12 protein-coding genes are annotated in these 15014 nt (G+C 56.3%); 1 reads left to right on the forward strand and 11 read right to left on the reverse strand.

Going from position 1 to position 15014, the window contains the following annotated elements; translation table 11 throughout:
- Positions 1-55: 55 nt before the first annotated feature.
- The 4 genes from KAJ71_RS11735 to tkt form a co-directional block, all read right to left on the reverse strand.
- Positions 56-1126 carry an ABC transporter ATP-binding protein gene (locus tag KAJ71_RS11735; RefSeq protein WP_248945900.1) on the reverse strand — a complete coding sequence of 357 codons (1071 nt, stop codon included), beginning with the start codon at positions 1124-1126 and terminating at the stop codon, positions 56-58.
- Entirely contained in the window at positions 1119-2888 is a 1770-nt protein-coding gene (locus tag KAJ71_RS11740) for an ABC transporter permease (RefSeq protein WP_074029700.1), read from the reverse strand. Before KAJ71_RS11740 ends, KAJ71_RS11735 begins: the two co-directional genes overlap by 8 nt.
- A gap of 119 nt (positions 2889-3007) precedes the next feature.
- Positions 3008-4096, reverse strand: coding sequence for an ABC transporter substrate-binding protein (locus tag KAJ71_RS11745; RefSeq protein WP_248945901.1), 1089 nt, complete (start codon positions 4094-4096; stop codon positions 3008-3010).
- Between the two features lie 377 nt (positions 4097-4473).
- Positions 4474-6468, reverse strand: coding sequence for a transketolase (gene tkt, locus KAJ71_RS11750; RefSeq protein WP_248945902.1), 1995 nt, complete (start codon positions 6466-6468; stop codon positions 4474-4476).
- A gap of 237 nt (positions 6469-6705) precedes the next feature.
- On the opposite strand from tkt, the gene loiP reads away from it, so the two are divergent.
- Positions 6706-7458: a metalloprotease LoiP gene (gene loiP, locus KAJ71_RS11755; protein WP_248945903.1), complete on the forward strand. Its 753-nt coding sequence runs from the start codon at positions 6706-6708 to the stop codon at positions 7456-7458.
- A gap of 134 nt (positions 7459-7592) precedes the next feature.
- Here the strand turns inward: loiP and KAJ71_RS11760 are convergent, their stop codons facing one another.
- From KAJ71_RS11760 to KAJ71_RS11790, 7 genes are all read right to left on the reverse strand, one after another.
- A complete protein-coding gene (locus tag KAJ71_RS11760) occupies positions 7593-8537 on the reverse strand; it encodes an Rpn family recombination-promoting nuclease/putative transposase (protein WP_248946012.1) in 945 nt (314 codons plus the stop codon).
- 146 nt (positions 8538-8683) lie between these two features.
- Complete coding sequence (locus KAJ71_RS11765; RefSeq protein WP_248946013.1) at positions 8684-10321, reverse strand: thiamine pyrophosphate-binding protein; 1638 nt, start codon at positions 10319-10321, stop codon at positions 8684-8686.
- A gap of 251 nt (positions 10322-10572) precedes the next feature.
- Positions 10573-12042 (reverse strand): aldehyde dehydrogenase, encoded by a 1470-nt coding sequence (locus KAJ71_RS11770; RefSeq protein ID WP_248945904.1) that lies wholly within the window; start codon positions 12040-12042, stop codon positions 10573-10575.
- Positions 12043-12058: 16 nt separating this feature from the next.
- Complete coding sequence (locus tag KAJ71_RS11775) at positions 12059-12853, reverse strand: aspartate dehydrogenase (protein ID WP_248945905.1); 795 nt, start codon at positions 12851-12853, stop codon at positions 12059-12061.
- A gap of 13 nt (positions 12854-12866) precedes the next feature.
- Positions 12867-13661, reverse strand: a complete 795-nt coding sequence (locus KAJ71_RS11780; protein WP_024528296.1) for an SDR family oxidoreductase — start codon at positions 13659-13661, stop codon at positions 12867-12869.
- The gene (locus tag KAJ71_RS11785; protein ID WP_248945906.1) at positions 13658-14476 is read right to left on the reverse strand and encodes an alpha/beta fold hydrolase; all 819 of its coding nucleotides are present in this window, start codon (positions 14474-14476) and stop codon (positions 13658-13660) included. Before KAJ71_RS11785 ends, KAJ71_RS11780 begins: the two co-directional genes overlap by 4 nt.
- The gene (locus tag KAJ71_RS11790) at positions 14476-15000 is read right to left on the reverse strand and encodes a cupin domain-containing protein (protein WP_248945907.1); all 525 of its coding nucleotides are present in this window, start codon (positions 14998-15000) and stop codon (positions 14476-14478) included. The genes KAJ71_RS11785 and KAJ71_RS11790 overlap by 1 nt, the downstream gene beginning before the upstream one ends.
- Positions 15001-15014 lie beyond the last annotated feature (14 nt).

The following is a 15014-nucleotide window of genomic DNA, read 5'->3' on the forward strand; positions in this document are numbered from 1 at the left end:
CTAAGTGCATCTCGTTGTCCGCAGGGCGATCTCAGCGCCCTGCGTTATCACTGCTCTATGCCTTGGGGAAAATCCACAGATGTTCGGCGGGCAAAGACAGCGTACACATCTCTTGGCCACGGACTTCTGTGCCATAAGCTCGCACCACGAAGTCCTCTGCCACCGTGCGGAACAGATACTCCCAACGGTCACCTAGATACATGCTGGTTAGCAGAGGTAACGCGATCTGATTGCCTTGCGGATCATCCCCTAAGCGTACGCGCTCAACGCGGATCACCGCCGTTGCTTCCTGCCCGGTGGTTAACCCAGCCCCGGCCTTCCCCCACAGCACCCAGTCTTTACCTTCGATCCGCGCGTTACCGTCACGGATCTCCGTCACCTTGCCAAACAGACGGTTGTTGCTGCCCATAAATTCGGCGGTAAACAGCGTGGCAGGCGAGCCGTACATTTCCTGTGGCGTGCCCTGCTGTTCGATCTTGCCGTTATTGAGCAGCAGGATCCTATCGGAAATCGCCATCGCCTCGTTCTGATCGTGAGTCACCATCAGCGCAGAAAGACCCAGTTTGATGATCAGTTCACGCAGAAACACCCGCGCTTCCTCGCGCAACTTGGCATCCAGGTTAGATAGCGGCTCATCCAGTAAGATCACCGGTGGGTTATAGACCAACGCACGGCCAATCGCCACACGCTGCTGCTGACCACCGGAGAGTTGATGGGGATGACGCTTACCCAACTGTCCCAGACCTAGCTGTTCGAGTACCGCTTGTACACGCTGAGTAACTTCCGCCGCAGGCGTTTTGCGTAATTTCAGCGGATAGGCCACGTTATCAAACACGGTTTTGTGGGGCCATAACGCATAGGATTGAAACACCAGGCCCAGATTGCGTTCTTCCGCCGGGATCTCGCTGCGCGCCGTGCCATCATAAACGGTATTGTTGCCAATGACGATTTTCCCCTGGGTGGGTTTTTCCAACCCGGCCACCGCGCGCAGCAAGGTGGTTTTGCCACTGCCTGACGGCCCTAGTAATGAAACTACCTCCCCCCGTTTGAGCTGCATCGAAACGCCCTTCAATACCGGGTTATCACCGTAGGTCAGGTGCAGGTTATCTACCGAAAGCTCAATCATGTATTTTCACTCCAAATCGCAGGGCAATCCCTAGTCCTAACACGACCAGAAGGATGTTAATAAAAGAGAGCGCGGCGACAATATCAATCGCCCCCGCCGCCCACAGGGAAACCAGCATGGAACCTATGGTTTCCGTACCCGGTGACAGCAGATAGACCCCGGTGGAATATTCACGTTCGAAGATCAGGAACATCAGCAGCCAGGAACCAATCAGACCATAACGGGAGAGCGGGATCGTCACATGGCGCGTGATCTGCCCGCGAGAGGCTCCGGTACTGCGTGCAGCCTCCTCCAACTCGGGAGCAACCTGTAACAGCGTCGATGAGATCAGCCGCAGGCCATAAGCCATCCATACCACGGTATAAGCCAGCCAGACGCTGAAGATGGTGCTGCGCAGGGAGCGTAGCCATACCACCAGGTTTTCACGCAGCCATTCAGCGATCGGCAACGCGGAGAGCCAACCGGCTTTTAGCGATTTATCCAGCCACATCGGCAGGAACAAGAACACCCACAGGAAGGCCAAGCCCGCCAGTAAGCCAGGCACCGCTCGCGGCACCAGTACGCTGTAATCCAGAAAACGGGTCACGCCGTCAGGTTTACGGTGCATCGCAATGCCGATAAACAGATAACAGACCACCGCCAGCGCACCACCGAACACCCCAATCGCCATCGAGTTGACAATCGCCCGCAGCAGGTTGGGTTGCTGCCAAATGGTGCGGAAGGTGTTGAGTGACAGCTCATCCCAAATGGAAACCCCGACACCCCAGTTGGAGATAAAGGCGCGCAACACCACGCCCACCAGCGGAACACCGATGGTCACGGTAAGCCACAAGACCACCACGCCACCCGCGACCCAGCGCCATTTACCCAATGGCAATGCGCGGGCCTGCGAGGCTTTTCCCTTGACCGTAACAAAGCGGTTGGCGGTACGCATCAGACGCCGTTGCAGCATCACCAACGGAATGGTAATGCAGATCAATACCACCGCCACCGCCGCCATCAGATGGTAAGACGGCGTACCCAGCTTGTTGGTCAGTTGATACAGGTAAGTCGCCAGCACCAGGTTGCCTTCCGGATCGCCCAGCACCAGCATCAGCCCAAACACTTCCAGCCCAAGGAAGAACAGCAAGACGCTGGCATACAGGATCGACGGGCGTACCATGGGCAAGCTGACGGCGGTCATCACCTGTAGCGGAGAAGCCCCGGCGGTGCGTGCGGCCTCTTCGACATCCGAGCCGACGCTGCGCAGCGCCGATGAAATATAGAGATAAGCGTGAGGAACATGCGTCAACCCGGCGATCACCACGATGCTACCCATCGCATAGATATTCCAGGGCACAAAGCCCAGCAAGGATTCCGCCCACAGCGAGAAGAAACCGACCGGCCCGGCGGCCACCACATAGCCAAAACCCAACACCATCGGCGAGACGAAGATCGGCACCAGGATCAGCGGTTCAATAAAGCGGCGGCCCGGCAGATCGGTTCTCACCATTAAAAACGCCAGCACGCCGCCCAACGGAATGGAGATGACCACCAGGCCAAATGCCAGAATAAACCCGCTTTTCAGCGCCTTGTAGAAATCGGGGTCGGTAAAGATAAACCGGAAAGCTTCAAGGCTGAACACCTTGGAGGGTGAGAAAAACGGCGCGGAAAGGAAGCTTTGGATCACGATAAACGACAGTGGTACGTAGATAACCAGCGCGGTTATCAGCACCACCAAGCCGCGCGGCAGACTCTGCCACTTGTTGCGCAATGCTTTCATAGACTATCCCGTGGTGATATCCCCTGCATCCTAAGATTGCCGGGGATAGTCCTTGTTTGAACAATAAAACCGAAACTCAGGACGCTCACCAATACATCATAAGCGTCTCAATCCCGTCATCACTTCGCGGCGGCAGTACGCCACTGTTTGATGTAGTCCAGGCGTTTGGCAGGTTCCAGATATTCCAGCAGGCTTTCGTCTACCGGGATCGGTTTCAACGCCTTGCCCAACATCTGCGTCATACCGTCGATGTCGTTCTTGCCTTCGATATCGTTGCGGATGGAGGGGATATCCGCCTTGTTAGCCAGGATGTTCTGCCCTTGCTCAGACAGCACGTAGTTCACCCACAGTTTGGCCGCATTGCTGTTGGCCGCTTCCTGGCTGATAAAGGTCACGCGTGACAACACCAGCGTGTAGTCTTTGGGATACGAGATACCGAGTGAAGGGTCGGTTTTGGCTCGCGCCTCGGCATAAGACCCCAGGATATTAAAGCCAATCAGGTTTTCGCCTGAGGAGACCCTTTCCATCATGGTGCCGGTGGAAGACTGCACGGCCAACCCGCCCTTGGCGATATCGGCCAAGGTAGCGAAGTAGTTTGGATCGGCCTTGAAGTCTTGCACCGAGAGCATAAAGCCCAAGCCCGACTTCTCGATGTCATAGGTGGTCACTTTCTTTTTGAATTTATCCGGCTGGCTGGCAATCAGCTTAGCCAACGCAGTATGGGAGTCTGGTACCTCACCCTGCGGGATCAGACGCTTGTTGTAGATAAACACCACCGGCTCATAAGTCGTGCCATAGGCTTTATCTTTCCACACGGCCCACTTAGGCAATTGCCCCAGCTCTGGCGAGGCATATTCCAGCGCATAGTCGGTGGCCAGCTTCAGCGCGGTATCCATGGAAGAACTCCACACCACGTCACCACTAGTGCCCCCAGCCGCCTGCTCGCTGATATAGCGGTTATACAGCTCTGTGCTGTTCATATCGTTGTATTCTACTTTGATGCCAGGATACAGCGCTTCAAACCCCTGGATCAGTGGCCCTGCGGCTTTGGTATCCGTGGTGGAATACACCACCACCTTGCCTTCTTTTTTCGCCGCATCGACAATCTTTTGATAATCGGCCGGGTAGCCAGCCGGGAACTGCGCGAAAGCTGGAACAGAGATTAAGACGGCCGCTGCCGCCATGGATACGCCAATCTTCAAAAACATACCATTAACTCCTGGTTACATTTGTAAAACCAAAAATTAACATATAGCGAATGGCGGTGGTTAAGCAATGCCGTAAATTCGCTATGTTGCTGTTTTGTGATGCTGGGCGATTTTTGGACAGCAACAGCCATGATTATCCAATCATTAAGGATTTCTTAATGTTGCCTGGGCTGAGGATTGAGAAAGGTTGGTCGGCGGGGAGTAAAAAATAAGGGGCGAATATTCGCCCCTGACGCGCTTAAACTCAGTGTCTATACCCTATGGATTTCGAGTTGCAGCTAGGCGACAAGAACGTTAATCCCCAGGAGCTTACTTTGGTAAGTGACTGGGGTTAACGTTCGCAGGTAACAACGCTGCAGCTTGAAAGACGACGGGTATTATTTCACCAGCGCGTTAGCCTTGGCCACCACATTGTCGACGGTGAAGCCGAACTCTTTGAACAACAGCTCTGCCGGAGCAGACTCACCAAAGGTGGTCATGCCCACGATAGCGCCGTTCAGGCCAACATATTTGTACCAGTAATCCGCAATACCCGCTTCCACCGCTACGCGAGCAGAAACTGCCGCAGGCAGCACAGATTCACGGTAGGCCGCGTCCTGCTTGTCGAATGCGTCGGTAGACGGCATGGATACCACACGTACTTTACGCCCTTCGGCGGTCAGCTTGTCGGCAGCTTCAACGGTGATGCCCACTTCAGAACCGGTAGCAATCAGGATCACATCCGGCGTACCTGCACAGTCTTTCAGCACATAACCACCGCGATAAACGTTCGCCAATTGCTCGGCGGTACGTGGCTGCTGGGTCAGGTTCTGGCGGGAGAACACCAGCGTGGTCGGGCCATCATTGCGCTCGATGCCGTATTGCCAGGCGATAGCCGATTCAACCTGGTCACAAGGACGCCAGGTGCTCATGTTCGGAGTCACGCGCAGGCTGGCCAACTGTTCAACCGGCTGGTGCGTCGGGCCATCTTCGCCCAGACCGATAGAGTCGTGGGTGTAGACGAACACGTTGCGGATTTTCATCAGCGCAGCCATACGCACCGCGTTACGGGCGTATTCCACGAACATCAGGAAGGTCGCAGAGTACGGCAGGAAACCACCGTGCAGCGCGATACCGTTGGTGATGGCGGTCATGCCGAATTCGCGCACGCCGTAATGGATGTAGTTACCCGCCAGATCGTCACCCAGAGACTTGGAGCCAGACCACATGGTCAGGTTGCTTGGTGCCAGATCCGCAGAACCACCGAGGAATTCAGGCAGCAGTTTGCCGAAGGCTTCCAGCGAGTTCTGTGATGCCTTACGGCTGGCGATGTTGGCTGGGTTAGCCTGCAACTGTTCAACGAATTTCTTCGCTTCCGCTTTCCAGTTGGCTGGCAGTTCACCGCTGGTGCGGCGTTTGAATTCTGCGGCCAGTTCTGGGAAGGCTTTGGTGTAGGCAGCCAGTTTCTCGTTCCAGGCGGCTTCTTTAGCCTTGCCAGCTTCTTTGGCATCCCACTGGGCATAAATGTCCTGCGGGATTTCGAAGGCAGCGTATTTCCAGCCCAATGCTTCACGGGTAGCCGCAACTTCGGCTGCGCCCAGTGGGGCACCGTGGGAATCATGGGTGCCCGCTTTATGTGGTGAACCGAAGCCAATCACAGTTTTGCACATCAGCAAGGAAGGTTTGTCGGTGACCTTATGGGCTTCTTCAATCGCGGCTTTGATAGAGTCGCTGTTGTGGCCGTCAACGCCACGCACCACGTGCCAGCCATAGGCTTCGAATCGCTTGGCGGTATCGTCGGTGAACCAGCCTTCTACGTGGCCGTCGATGGAGATACCGTTGTCATCATAGAACGCAGTCAGTTTGCCGAGCTTCATGGTACCGGCCAGGGAACAGACTTCGTGAGAGATGCCTTCCATCATGCAGCCATCACCCATAAAGGCATAGGTGTGGTGGTCAACAATCTCGTGGCCCGGGCGGTTGAACTGCGCGGCCAAAGTACGTTCAGCAATGGCGAAACCGATCGCGTTGGCGATCCCCTGGCCCAGTGGACCGGTGGTGGTTTCTACGCCTGGGGTATAACCATATTCTGGGTGACCCGGAGTTTTAGAATGCAGCTGGCGGAAGTTTTCCAGCTCGCTCATCGGCAGATCGTAGCCGGTGAGGTGCAACAGGCTGTAAATCAGCATTGAGCCATGGCCGTTAGACAACACGAAACGGTCGCGGTCAGCCCAGTGCGGGTTAGTCGGGTTGTGGTTCAGGTAGTCACGCCACAGGACTTCGGCAATATCTGCCATGCCCATAGGGGCACCCGGGTGGCCGGAATTGGCTTTTTGTACGGCGTCCATGCTAAGTGCGCGAATGGCGTTGGCAAGCTCTTTACGAGAGGACATGTTTTACTCCAGGTCGGATTAAAAAAGCGATCAAGATTTCTATTTTCTCAGACTCGGCATTGAAACGGCAATCCCTAATACCAAATGAGAGCGAGTTCATCATTAAACGGCACGTTCGGAACACATTTCGGAATAACACTATTTCGGCCTGGCCTGTCGTACACTAGGCTGTGCGCAGCAATAATAGCAACAGACTATGGCACAATTCCCCCATTACTATCACAGGAAGATAGCGTTATGAAGATCCGTACTTCGTTGATTGCACTTAGCATTACTACTCTTTTGAGCGGCTGCCAAAACCTCAACACCGATACCCTGATGCAGTCAGGGGCACAGGCATTCCAGGCAGCCACACTGAGCAATGACGACGTCAAGGCACTCAGTGATAAATCCTGCACAGAGATGGATAGCCAGGCACAAATCGCACCAGCAAATAGCACCTACACTCAGCGTCTGAACAAGATTGCCGCAGCATTGGGGGATAATATCAACGGTACCCCTGCAAACTACAAGGTGTACGTGACCAAAGACGTCAACGCCTGGGCGATGGCCAACGGCTGCATCCGCGTTTATAGCGGCCTGATGGACATGATGGATGATAACGAAGTCGAAGGCGTGCTGGGCCATGAAATGGGCCACGTTGCGTTGGGCCACACTCGTAAAGCCATGCAGGTCGCCTACGGTACCGTGGCGCTGCGCACCGCAGCCTCTTCTGCTGGCGGCATAGCGGCTTCACTGTCTCAGTCGCAGTTGGCCGATCTGGGCGAAAAACTGGTTAATGCTCAGTTCTCGCAGAAACAGGAAAGCGAAGCGGACGATTACTCGTTCGACCTGTTGAAAAAACGGGGTATCAATCCTAACGGTCTGGTCACCAGCTTCGAGAAGCTGGCGAAAATGGAAGCTGGCCGTCAGAGCAGCATGTTTGACGACCATCCGGCTTCCGAAGCCCGTGCTCAGCACATTCGCGATCGTATCGCCGCAGGGAAGTAACTGCTCGCGTCCTCTCTCTGAAGTTTCCATCAAGGGAGAGGGCCTTTTCTTACCGCTAGCATGAACCTGGATGGCTTGCCATTGAGAAACAGCTTTATCGCCGGGCTGTAATGCCTCTATGTACTGTAAAAAGATTAGTGGCTGATTTGTGCCAGGTCATTCTCTGAAAGGCCGGTCAGTTTCATCACCTTAATGCGATCAAAACCATCAGCCAACATGGAACCCGCTATTTTCAAAGCGGCTCCACGCTCACCTTTCTCGATGCCTTCCTCAATACCTTTTTCAATGCCTTTCTCTATACCTTGCTTGAAACCTTTTTGCTCGAGATATTCTGCAATAGTCATCAATTCCTCCTCATGCCGTGGCACGCGACTGGCCAACTCACGGATCAGTCTCTCCGGTTCGGTCGTATTCCCCACCTGCAGGATGTAGTTCATCAGCGATTTGAGTTGATCTTTAGTAGTGTATCCGGCTAGCAACAATGTGACCAGTTGTTCACGCAGTTCGAACAGATCACGCTGTCGCACATGCTTTTGCAACAGCTCCAAAATGGCCATGCGGCGGTGCTGCATAATGTCATCGTCGGGAATGACGGTAACGTCAACCAGTGGAAAATGCCCAGCATAGAGCTGCCTGGCCAGTTCGGGTTCACTGAATTCATCCAGCCAACTCATGGAATAGGGATAAGGTGTTACCTGCCCGTGGTAAAAGAGGATCGGGATCACCAACGGAAGCTGGTCGTGCCCAGCCTGAAGATGGCGTTGCATCGCAGCAATCGCATAGCGTACCAGCCGAAATGCCATATGCTGGTCGGGAGCGCTTTGATGTTCGATGAGAGCATAGACGTACCCATCTCCCTTGCCCGCTTGCAACGAGTAGAGCACATCGGAGTAGTAAGCACGCAGATCGCTCTCGATAAAACTGCCGGACTCTAGTTTTAGCGTGTTCAGATCGCAACATTGCAGCAAGGCAGGCGGCAAGTGCAACTCCAGAAAATCTCGAGCCGTGTCTGGGTGGGTGAGGAACTGTTTGAATACTGCGTCATGCAGAGTGGGGGTGGTTTTTTTCATGTTGGTCATCCCTGGACTTAACATAAAAAAACCTACCACAGGCTTTCATCGGTTCACATAATGAGCGCATTGATGCGGAATCTGACTCGCAAAGTCTCTTGACCAGAAATTCTGATCAAGAGACTAACCCGCGCAGAAACAACGGTAATAAGCGATCAGTACAGCTTCTGCGGTGGGCCAGCGAAGGTCAACGGCCCAACGCTTTTCATATCAACTTCGACCACCGATGGCCCAGGGTAATTAATCGCCTCCGCCAGCACGCCACCAAACTGCGCGGCATCACTCACTTTCCAGGCTTTCAGCCCCATCGCTTCCGCCACTTGGCAGAATGCCGGAGTATGCAGTTCGTTATAATACTGGCGTCCGGCAAAATACTTGTCCTGAATGCCACGCATCACGCCATAACCGCCGTCGTTCATGATCAGCAAGGTGATATTGGCCTGTTCCTGCGCCATGGTTGCCAGTTCGCCCAGGCCCAGCGCCAAACCGCCGTCCCCGACCAAGCCAACCACCTTACGCTGCGGGTTGGCAATAGCCGTGCCGATCGCCATCGGTAGCCCCATGCCGATCGCTCCGGCCAGAGAGTGAATGTTGCATAAAGGCGAGATGGCCCGGAACAGGCGGCTACCCCACACGCTGCCAGAAACGGTGATGTCACGCACCAGCAGGCCATCCTGCGGCAATGCGGCTGCGATGGCATCGTTCAGTTTGGCATATTCACCCGACTGCTGGCGCAGCGCCGTTTCGGCTAACTCAACCGCACGGCCAATCTCGGCATCCCACTCGGTATTCACCTTCTCGCCGGGTGCCAAGCGTGCAGCCAGCGCACTCAGCAAGGCGGAACAGTCGCCATACACCTGCTCATCCGCCAGATAATTACGGTTGGCCGCCGCCGGATCGATATCAATCTGTACCAACGGGCGCGGCAGTGGGAGCGACCAGGTCCGAGTTTCGTTACTCCGCAGGCGGGAACCGGCCACCAGCGTCAAATCACACTGCGTCAGGATCGCCTCAACGCTTGGCGAGTTGTGGAAAGCCCGCAGGCTGCGCGGGTGGCTATCCGGTAAAATCCCACGCCCATGGGTGCTGGAGATCACCACCACACCGGCATCCGCCAACTGCTTCACCGCCTCACGGCAGGCCAGCGCACCACCACCAACCCACAGCAATGGACGTTTGGCACGTTTCAACTGTTGGTAAAGACGTTCAACCGCCGCTTCATCCGCAGCAGGCAGCGTAGGAGGCAGTACCACCTTCCCTACCAGACTGGCGGGAACCAGGCTGTTCTGAATATCGATCGGGATCTCTACCGCCACCGGGCCACAAGGCACGGTCTGCGCATCCAGAATGGCGCGCTGGATCACCGCGACCACCTGCTCCGGCGAGTTCACCCGGTAAGCCTGTTTCGAGCAGGCACGCAGGAAGCCCAGCTGATCCTTGGTTTCGTGGATAAACCCGGCATCGGTGTCCAGATAGGCTTTCTCTACCTGCCCGGTGATATGCAACAGCGGCGTATTGGCATTCAGCGCTTCAATCATCGCACCGACCGCGTTACCCGCTCCGGCACCGGTACTGGTCAACGCCACTCCAAGACCGGAAAAGCGCCCGTGGGCATCGGCCATGGTTACGGCCCCTGCCTCACCGCGCGCCGGAACAAAACGGATCGCGCCACGCTGCCCAACGGCATCGGCAATCGGCAGATTATGGATCGAGATGATGCCGTACATTGCCGCCACCTCGTACTGTTCCAACGTTCGGGCTATCGCCTCACCAACCGTAATTTTTTCGCTCATCATCTGCCTTCTTATTTGTCTTCAATCTTTAACCGTCGTCTTTCAAGCTGTAGCGTTGTTATCTGCACTTAACTACTCGGCCCATCCCTGGGCCTCACCCCTTCGGGGCCGCTGTGTACAGCGTTCAAATCTGTTCCCGACAGATTTGTCACCCCAGTCACTTACTAAAAGTAAGCTCCTGGGGATGAACGAGCTGGTCGCCTAGCTACAACTTGAAATCCATAGGGTAAACAGGGAGTTCTAACCGCGAGTTAATTACTCCAACAGTTAGGTTGGTTGTTAAGGGAGAGATACAAACTCTTTTGTTGCATATAGGCCTGGATGCCATGCAGGCCCTTTTCGCGCCCTAGGCCACTTTGTTTAAAGCCGCCAAACGGTGTGGAAATCGAGAATGTCTTGTAGGTATTGATCCAGACGGTGCCGGTTTCCAGCTGTTCCGCCAGCGCCATCGAGCGGGCAAAATCACGGCTCCAGATCCCGGCAGCCAGGCCATAGATCGAGTCGTTGGCCTGTTCGATCAGTTGTTGTTCATCATCAAACGGCAACACCACCAGCACCGGGCCAAAGATTTCTTCCTGGCAAGTGCGGGCACTGTTGCTCAACCCTTCAATAATGGTCGGTAGGTAATAGCTGCCCTGGGCCAACTGCGGATCGGCTGGGGCTTCACCGCCAATGAGCACCCTGCCCCCTTCCTGCTGAGCCAAGGCCACGTAGTCCGCGACGCTCTGGCGATGCTTGTGGCTGATCAGCGGGCCGAGGTGGACGCCGGCTTGCAGCGGGTTACCAATACGCAGCCCGGCGGTCAGCTCGCATAAACGGGTCAACAGCGGCTGATACAGCGAACGGTGCACAAACAGCCGTGAACCGGCGATACATGCCTGCCCGGCCGAGCTGAAAATGCCGTAGCAGATACCACGTGCAGCCTGTTCCAGATCCGCATCTTCCAGCACGATGGTGGGCGACTTGCCTCCCAACTCTAACGAGGTAGGGATCAGTTTTTCTGCGGCAATATGCGCCAAATGACGGCCAGTGGAAGTCCCGCCGGTGAAGGAGATCTTTTTCACCAACGGATGGCGAGCCAGGGCTTCACCAATCACCGAGCCCTTGCCCGGCAATACGCTGAGTAAGCCGGCAGGCAAGCCTGCCTGTTCAAACAGTTCGGCCAGCTTCAGCGCCATTAACGGCGTGGCTTCTGCCGGTTTCAGTACCACCGCATTCCCTGCCGCCAGCGCCGGAGCCACCTTCTGCATTTCACTGGCAATCGGTGAGTTCCACGGCGTGATCGCCGCTATCACGCCCAGCGGCTGATACTGGCTCAGCGTCATCGCGTCACGGTTACGCTGGGTGGGAAGCTCTCCCTCCAGTACCTCACAGGCAGCAGCAAAATAGCGAGCCGTAGCCGCCGCGCTCATGACCAGACCACGGGTTTCCGCCAGCGGTTTGCCATTGTCACGGGTTTGCAACTGCGCCAATTCCTCTACTTGTTCAGTAATCAAATCGCTGACGCGATGCAGGATCGCCGCACGCTGATGCGGCACCAGTCCACGCCAGCTCGGATCGCGCCAGGCTTTTTCTGCCGCCGCAACGGCCTCATTCACATCCTCGACGTTGGCCGCTCGCAGGCGAGCATTCACGCTGCCATCAGCCGGGAAAACCGAACTCATCTCTTCGCCGCGCCCTTCGCACCAGCGGCCGGCAAGAAAAATCTTTAACGTTTCCATGCTCTGCTCCTGCCATTCAGGCAATAAAACCGCCGTCCACCAGACTGCGGCAGGCTTGTACCGCACTCAGCGCCGCCAGCGTTGACGTTTTCGGGTTGCTGGCCAGTGGGTTGCCGCACAGCTCAATCTGGAACTCGCCAAACTGGCCGCACACCTGTAAGCGGTGAGTATTACGTTGAGTATGCGGATCTACCTGCAAGCGTACCCGCGTGGCATCCATCCCCAAGCCATGCAGCGCAATGGTGGCCGCTACGTTGGCGTTGGCTGGGAACATGCTTGCGGCTTCCCGGGCCGACCCTTCAAAGAACACCTGCGCTTCGCTGACGGCATCCAGATTAATCAGTTTTTCCGCCGGGCTGCCGCGCCAACTGGCCGGGCTTTTGCTGGACTGATAGGTCACACTGTCCAACCCGCCTTCCCGCGCCGAAGCCAGGCCATCCATACCCGCCACCGCACCAGACAGCACAATCAGCTGCCCGTGGTAGCGTGCGCAGGCCTGCTGCAAACGCAGTTGCAATGCAGCATCTGCCAGAGCGCCAGTAGAGATCACCGCCAGCCGCCAGCCACGTTTAACGATGGCCTCACCAAACTCGGCGACCGCCTGCTGGCTGGCACACTCCACCACCAAATCAGGTTGCTCGGTACACTGGTCAGGATGGGTCAGCGCCTGCACCTGTCCGGCAAATGCAGCGTCGATCTCAACATGATGCGTTTCCCGTGCCACGATCCAACCCACTGCCACGCCCTCCGGCAGGCGCGCAAGCACCTCTTTTGCCATCGCGCCATAGCCAATCATCATGATCTTTTTCATCTTTTCAGTCCCGTCAGAGATGGCGATTGAAACCGCCGGAAACGTCCAGCGCCGCGCCGGTAGTAAAGGAGGACATGGGGGAGGCTAAAAACAGCAGCGCCCGTGCCGGTTCCTGCGGTTTACCTAAACGCCCCATAGGGATGCCACGCCGCTCGGCAATCGCTGCTGTCCACTGTTCCCAGCTTTGTTGTTGATCCTGGCGTTCGGCAAAGCGCCGCCGCCATTGGCCCGACTCCACCATGCCCAGTAGGATGGAATTGACGCGGACCCCTTTGCTCACCAGCTCTTTCGATAAGGTCAGCGTCATGTTGAGCAACGCGGCACGGGCCGCCGAGGTGGCAATCATGTGCTCTTCCGGCTGCAGGGCCAGCAATGAGTTAACGCAGGTAATGGAGGCGATATCTGAACGCTCCAGCGCCGGTAAAAAGGCCTGCACCGGGTTGATCACCCCGAACAGTTTTAGCTCTGCCTCATGCAACCAGGCTTCACGCGGTGTCTGATCGAAATGTGCCACAAACCCCTGCCCGGCGTTGTTGATCAACATATCCACTGCGCCAAAATGCGTGCTGACCTGCTCGGCAAACTTGGCAACCTGCTCGGCGTCGAGCACATCACAACGTAACGCCAGGATCTCCGCCTGCGGGAACTCTTCACGCAGGCTGGCCTCGGCGCTGGCCAGTTTGTCCTGATTGCGGCCACAGAAAGCGACTTTCGCCCCTTCGGCCAGCAATAGACGCAGCGTTTCAAAACCGATCCCCGAGGATCCTCCGGTGACCACCGCCACTCGCCGTTCAATCTGAAAATTCATGGTTGGATTGCCCCCGTAAAGTCCTGCAAATAGCGGTTAAACAGCGCTGGCGCATCGAGATAGCTGGCATGCCCCGCCGCATCAATCAGACGGATTGTCGCATCCTGCTGTTGCGCCAACGTTGCGGCCCCCTGCGGTGGCGTGATGCGATCGACACTGCCACACCACACCTGTAACGAGCCGCGATAGCGCACCAGGTAACGGTTGATATCGTCATTGGCCAGCATCCAGGCGGCACTGAGAAAACCGGCTGGATCAAGTTGCTGCATGCCGCTGCGTACCCAGGCAATATCCTGCGGATCCGCATCTTCACGTAGCAGTGCCGCCGCTCGCTGTTCGCCGTAGCCCTGTGGGCCAAGCGTTTCGATCATCTGTTTGCGTTGGCCATACACCTGCTGGCGTTTTTCCAGCGGCGCAGTGGCATAGCCCTGCGCCGGATCGGCTAATACCAGTCCACTCACCCCATCTGGGTTGGCGGCAGCAAAGGCACTACCGATCAACGCACCGAGCGAATGCCCCACGATCAGCGGCTGTTGTAACTGCAACTCGGCGATCAGCGCCGCCAGCGCGTTGGCATAAGCAGTAGCATCTGGTTCTGCCTGCGCCAGCGCTGCGCTACTGCCATAACCCGGAGCATCCCAGGCAATCAGGCGGTGGCCGTCGGTCAGGGCGCGATCGCTGAACTGCTTCACCCACGAAGCGGAACCGGAACTGATGCCATGCAGCAGTACCACGGCCCGGCCATGCCCGGCTTCGCGCCAACTCAGCCGTCGGCCTCCACAATCCGCCTGCTGGCGTTCCGGTAAGCCGTTCATCAGTTGCGCTTCACTTTCGACAACGGGTGATCGGCCGGGTAAGTCGGGGTTTCCGGCTTGGAAGTACCGAGCATCACGCACATCAGCGCTTCTTCTTCGCCGTGATTGAACAGGCCGCGATAAATCCCCGCCGGAACAGAAATCAGGTCACGCTCTTTCAGGATGGTTTCGTAATACTCTTCACCGTCCTGGATCATCAGCGTGATTTTGCCTTTGAGCATAAAGAACACTTCTTCAACGTCGTCATGCAGGTGCAATGGCCCCTCACATTTCGACGGCAGTACCATGGTAGAGAAGGTAAAGTTCCCCGCCGGAATGGTGTTGGTGTCGCTGACGACGCCAGTGGCACCAGTGCCGATATAACGCATCTGCGCACGGCGGTACTTTGGATCGTAATCGGCCTGAAACTTCAGCGCGTTCCAGTCATATTTACGGCCTTCGAAACGGGCGATACGCGATTCCACCCACTTCTCCATTGTCAGATCCTGCGGCTTGATGCCGGCTTTCTTCTCAACCTGGGACATGTTGTCTCTCCTTC

It is taken from the genome of Serratia silvae (assembly GCF_023282985.1).
Lineage (GTDB): Bacteria > Pseudomonadota > Gammaproteobacteria > Enterobacterales > Enterobacteriaceae > Chania > Chania silvae.

What these genes read in the sequence shown, in the direction of transcription:
- KAJ71_RS11735 (WP_248945900.1), bottom strand. Translation starts at nt 1,126, where the DNA reads ATGATTGAGCTTTCGGTAGATAACCTGCACCTGACCTACGGTGATAAC.
- KAJ71_RS11740 (WP_074029700.1), bottom strand. Translation starts at nt 2,888, where the DNA reads ATGAAAGCATTGCGCAACAAGTGGCAGAGTCTGCCGCGCGGCTTGGTG.
- KAJ71_RS11745 (WP_248945901.1), bottom strand. Translation starts at nt 4,096, where the DNA reads ATGTTTTTGAAGATTGGCGTATCCATGGCGGCAGCGGCCGTCTTAATC.
- tkt (WP_248945902.1), bottom strand. Translation starts at nt 6,468, where the DNA reads ATGTCCTCTCGTAAAGAGCTTGCCAACGCCATTCGCGCACTTAGCATG.
- loiP (WP_248945903.1), top strand. Translation starts at nt 6,706, where the DNA reads ATGAAGATCCGTACTTCGTTGATTGCACTTAGCATTACTACTCTTTTG.
- KAJ71_RS11760 (WP_248946012.1), bottom strand. Translation starts at nt 8,537, where the DNA reads ATGACCAACATGAAAAAAACCACCCCCACTCTGCATGACGCAGTATTC.
- KAJ71_RS11765 (WP_248946013.1), bottom strand. Translation starts at nt 10,321, where the DNA reads ATGAGCGAAAAAATTACGGTTGGTGAGGCGATAGCCCGAACGTTGGAA.
- KAJ71_RS11770 (WP_248945904.1), bottom strand. Translation starts at nt 12,042, where the DNA reads ATGGAAACGTTAAAGATTTTTCTTGCCGGCCGCTGGTGCGAAGGGCGC.
- KAJ71_RS11775 (WP_248945905.1), bottom strand. Translation starts at nt 12,853, where the DNA reads ATGAAAAAGATCATGATGATTGGCTATGGCGCGATGGCAAAAGAGGTG.
- KAJ71_RS11780 (WP_024528296.1), bottom strand. Translation starts at nt 13,661, where the DNA reads ATGAATTTTCAGATTGAACGGCGAGTGGCGGTGGTCACCGGAGGATCC.
- KAJ71_RS11785 (WP_248945906.1), bottom strand. Translation starts at nt 14,476, where the DNA reads ATGAACGGCTTACCGGAACGCCAGCAGGCGGATTGTGGAGGCCGACGG.
- KAJ71_RS11790 (WP_248945907.1), bottom strand. Translation starts at nt 15,000, where the DNA reads ATGTCCCAGGTTGAGAAGAAAGCCGGCATCAAGCCGCAGGATCTGACA.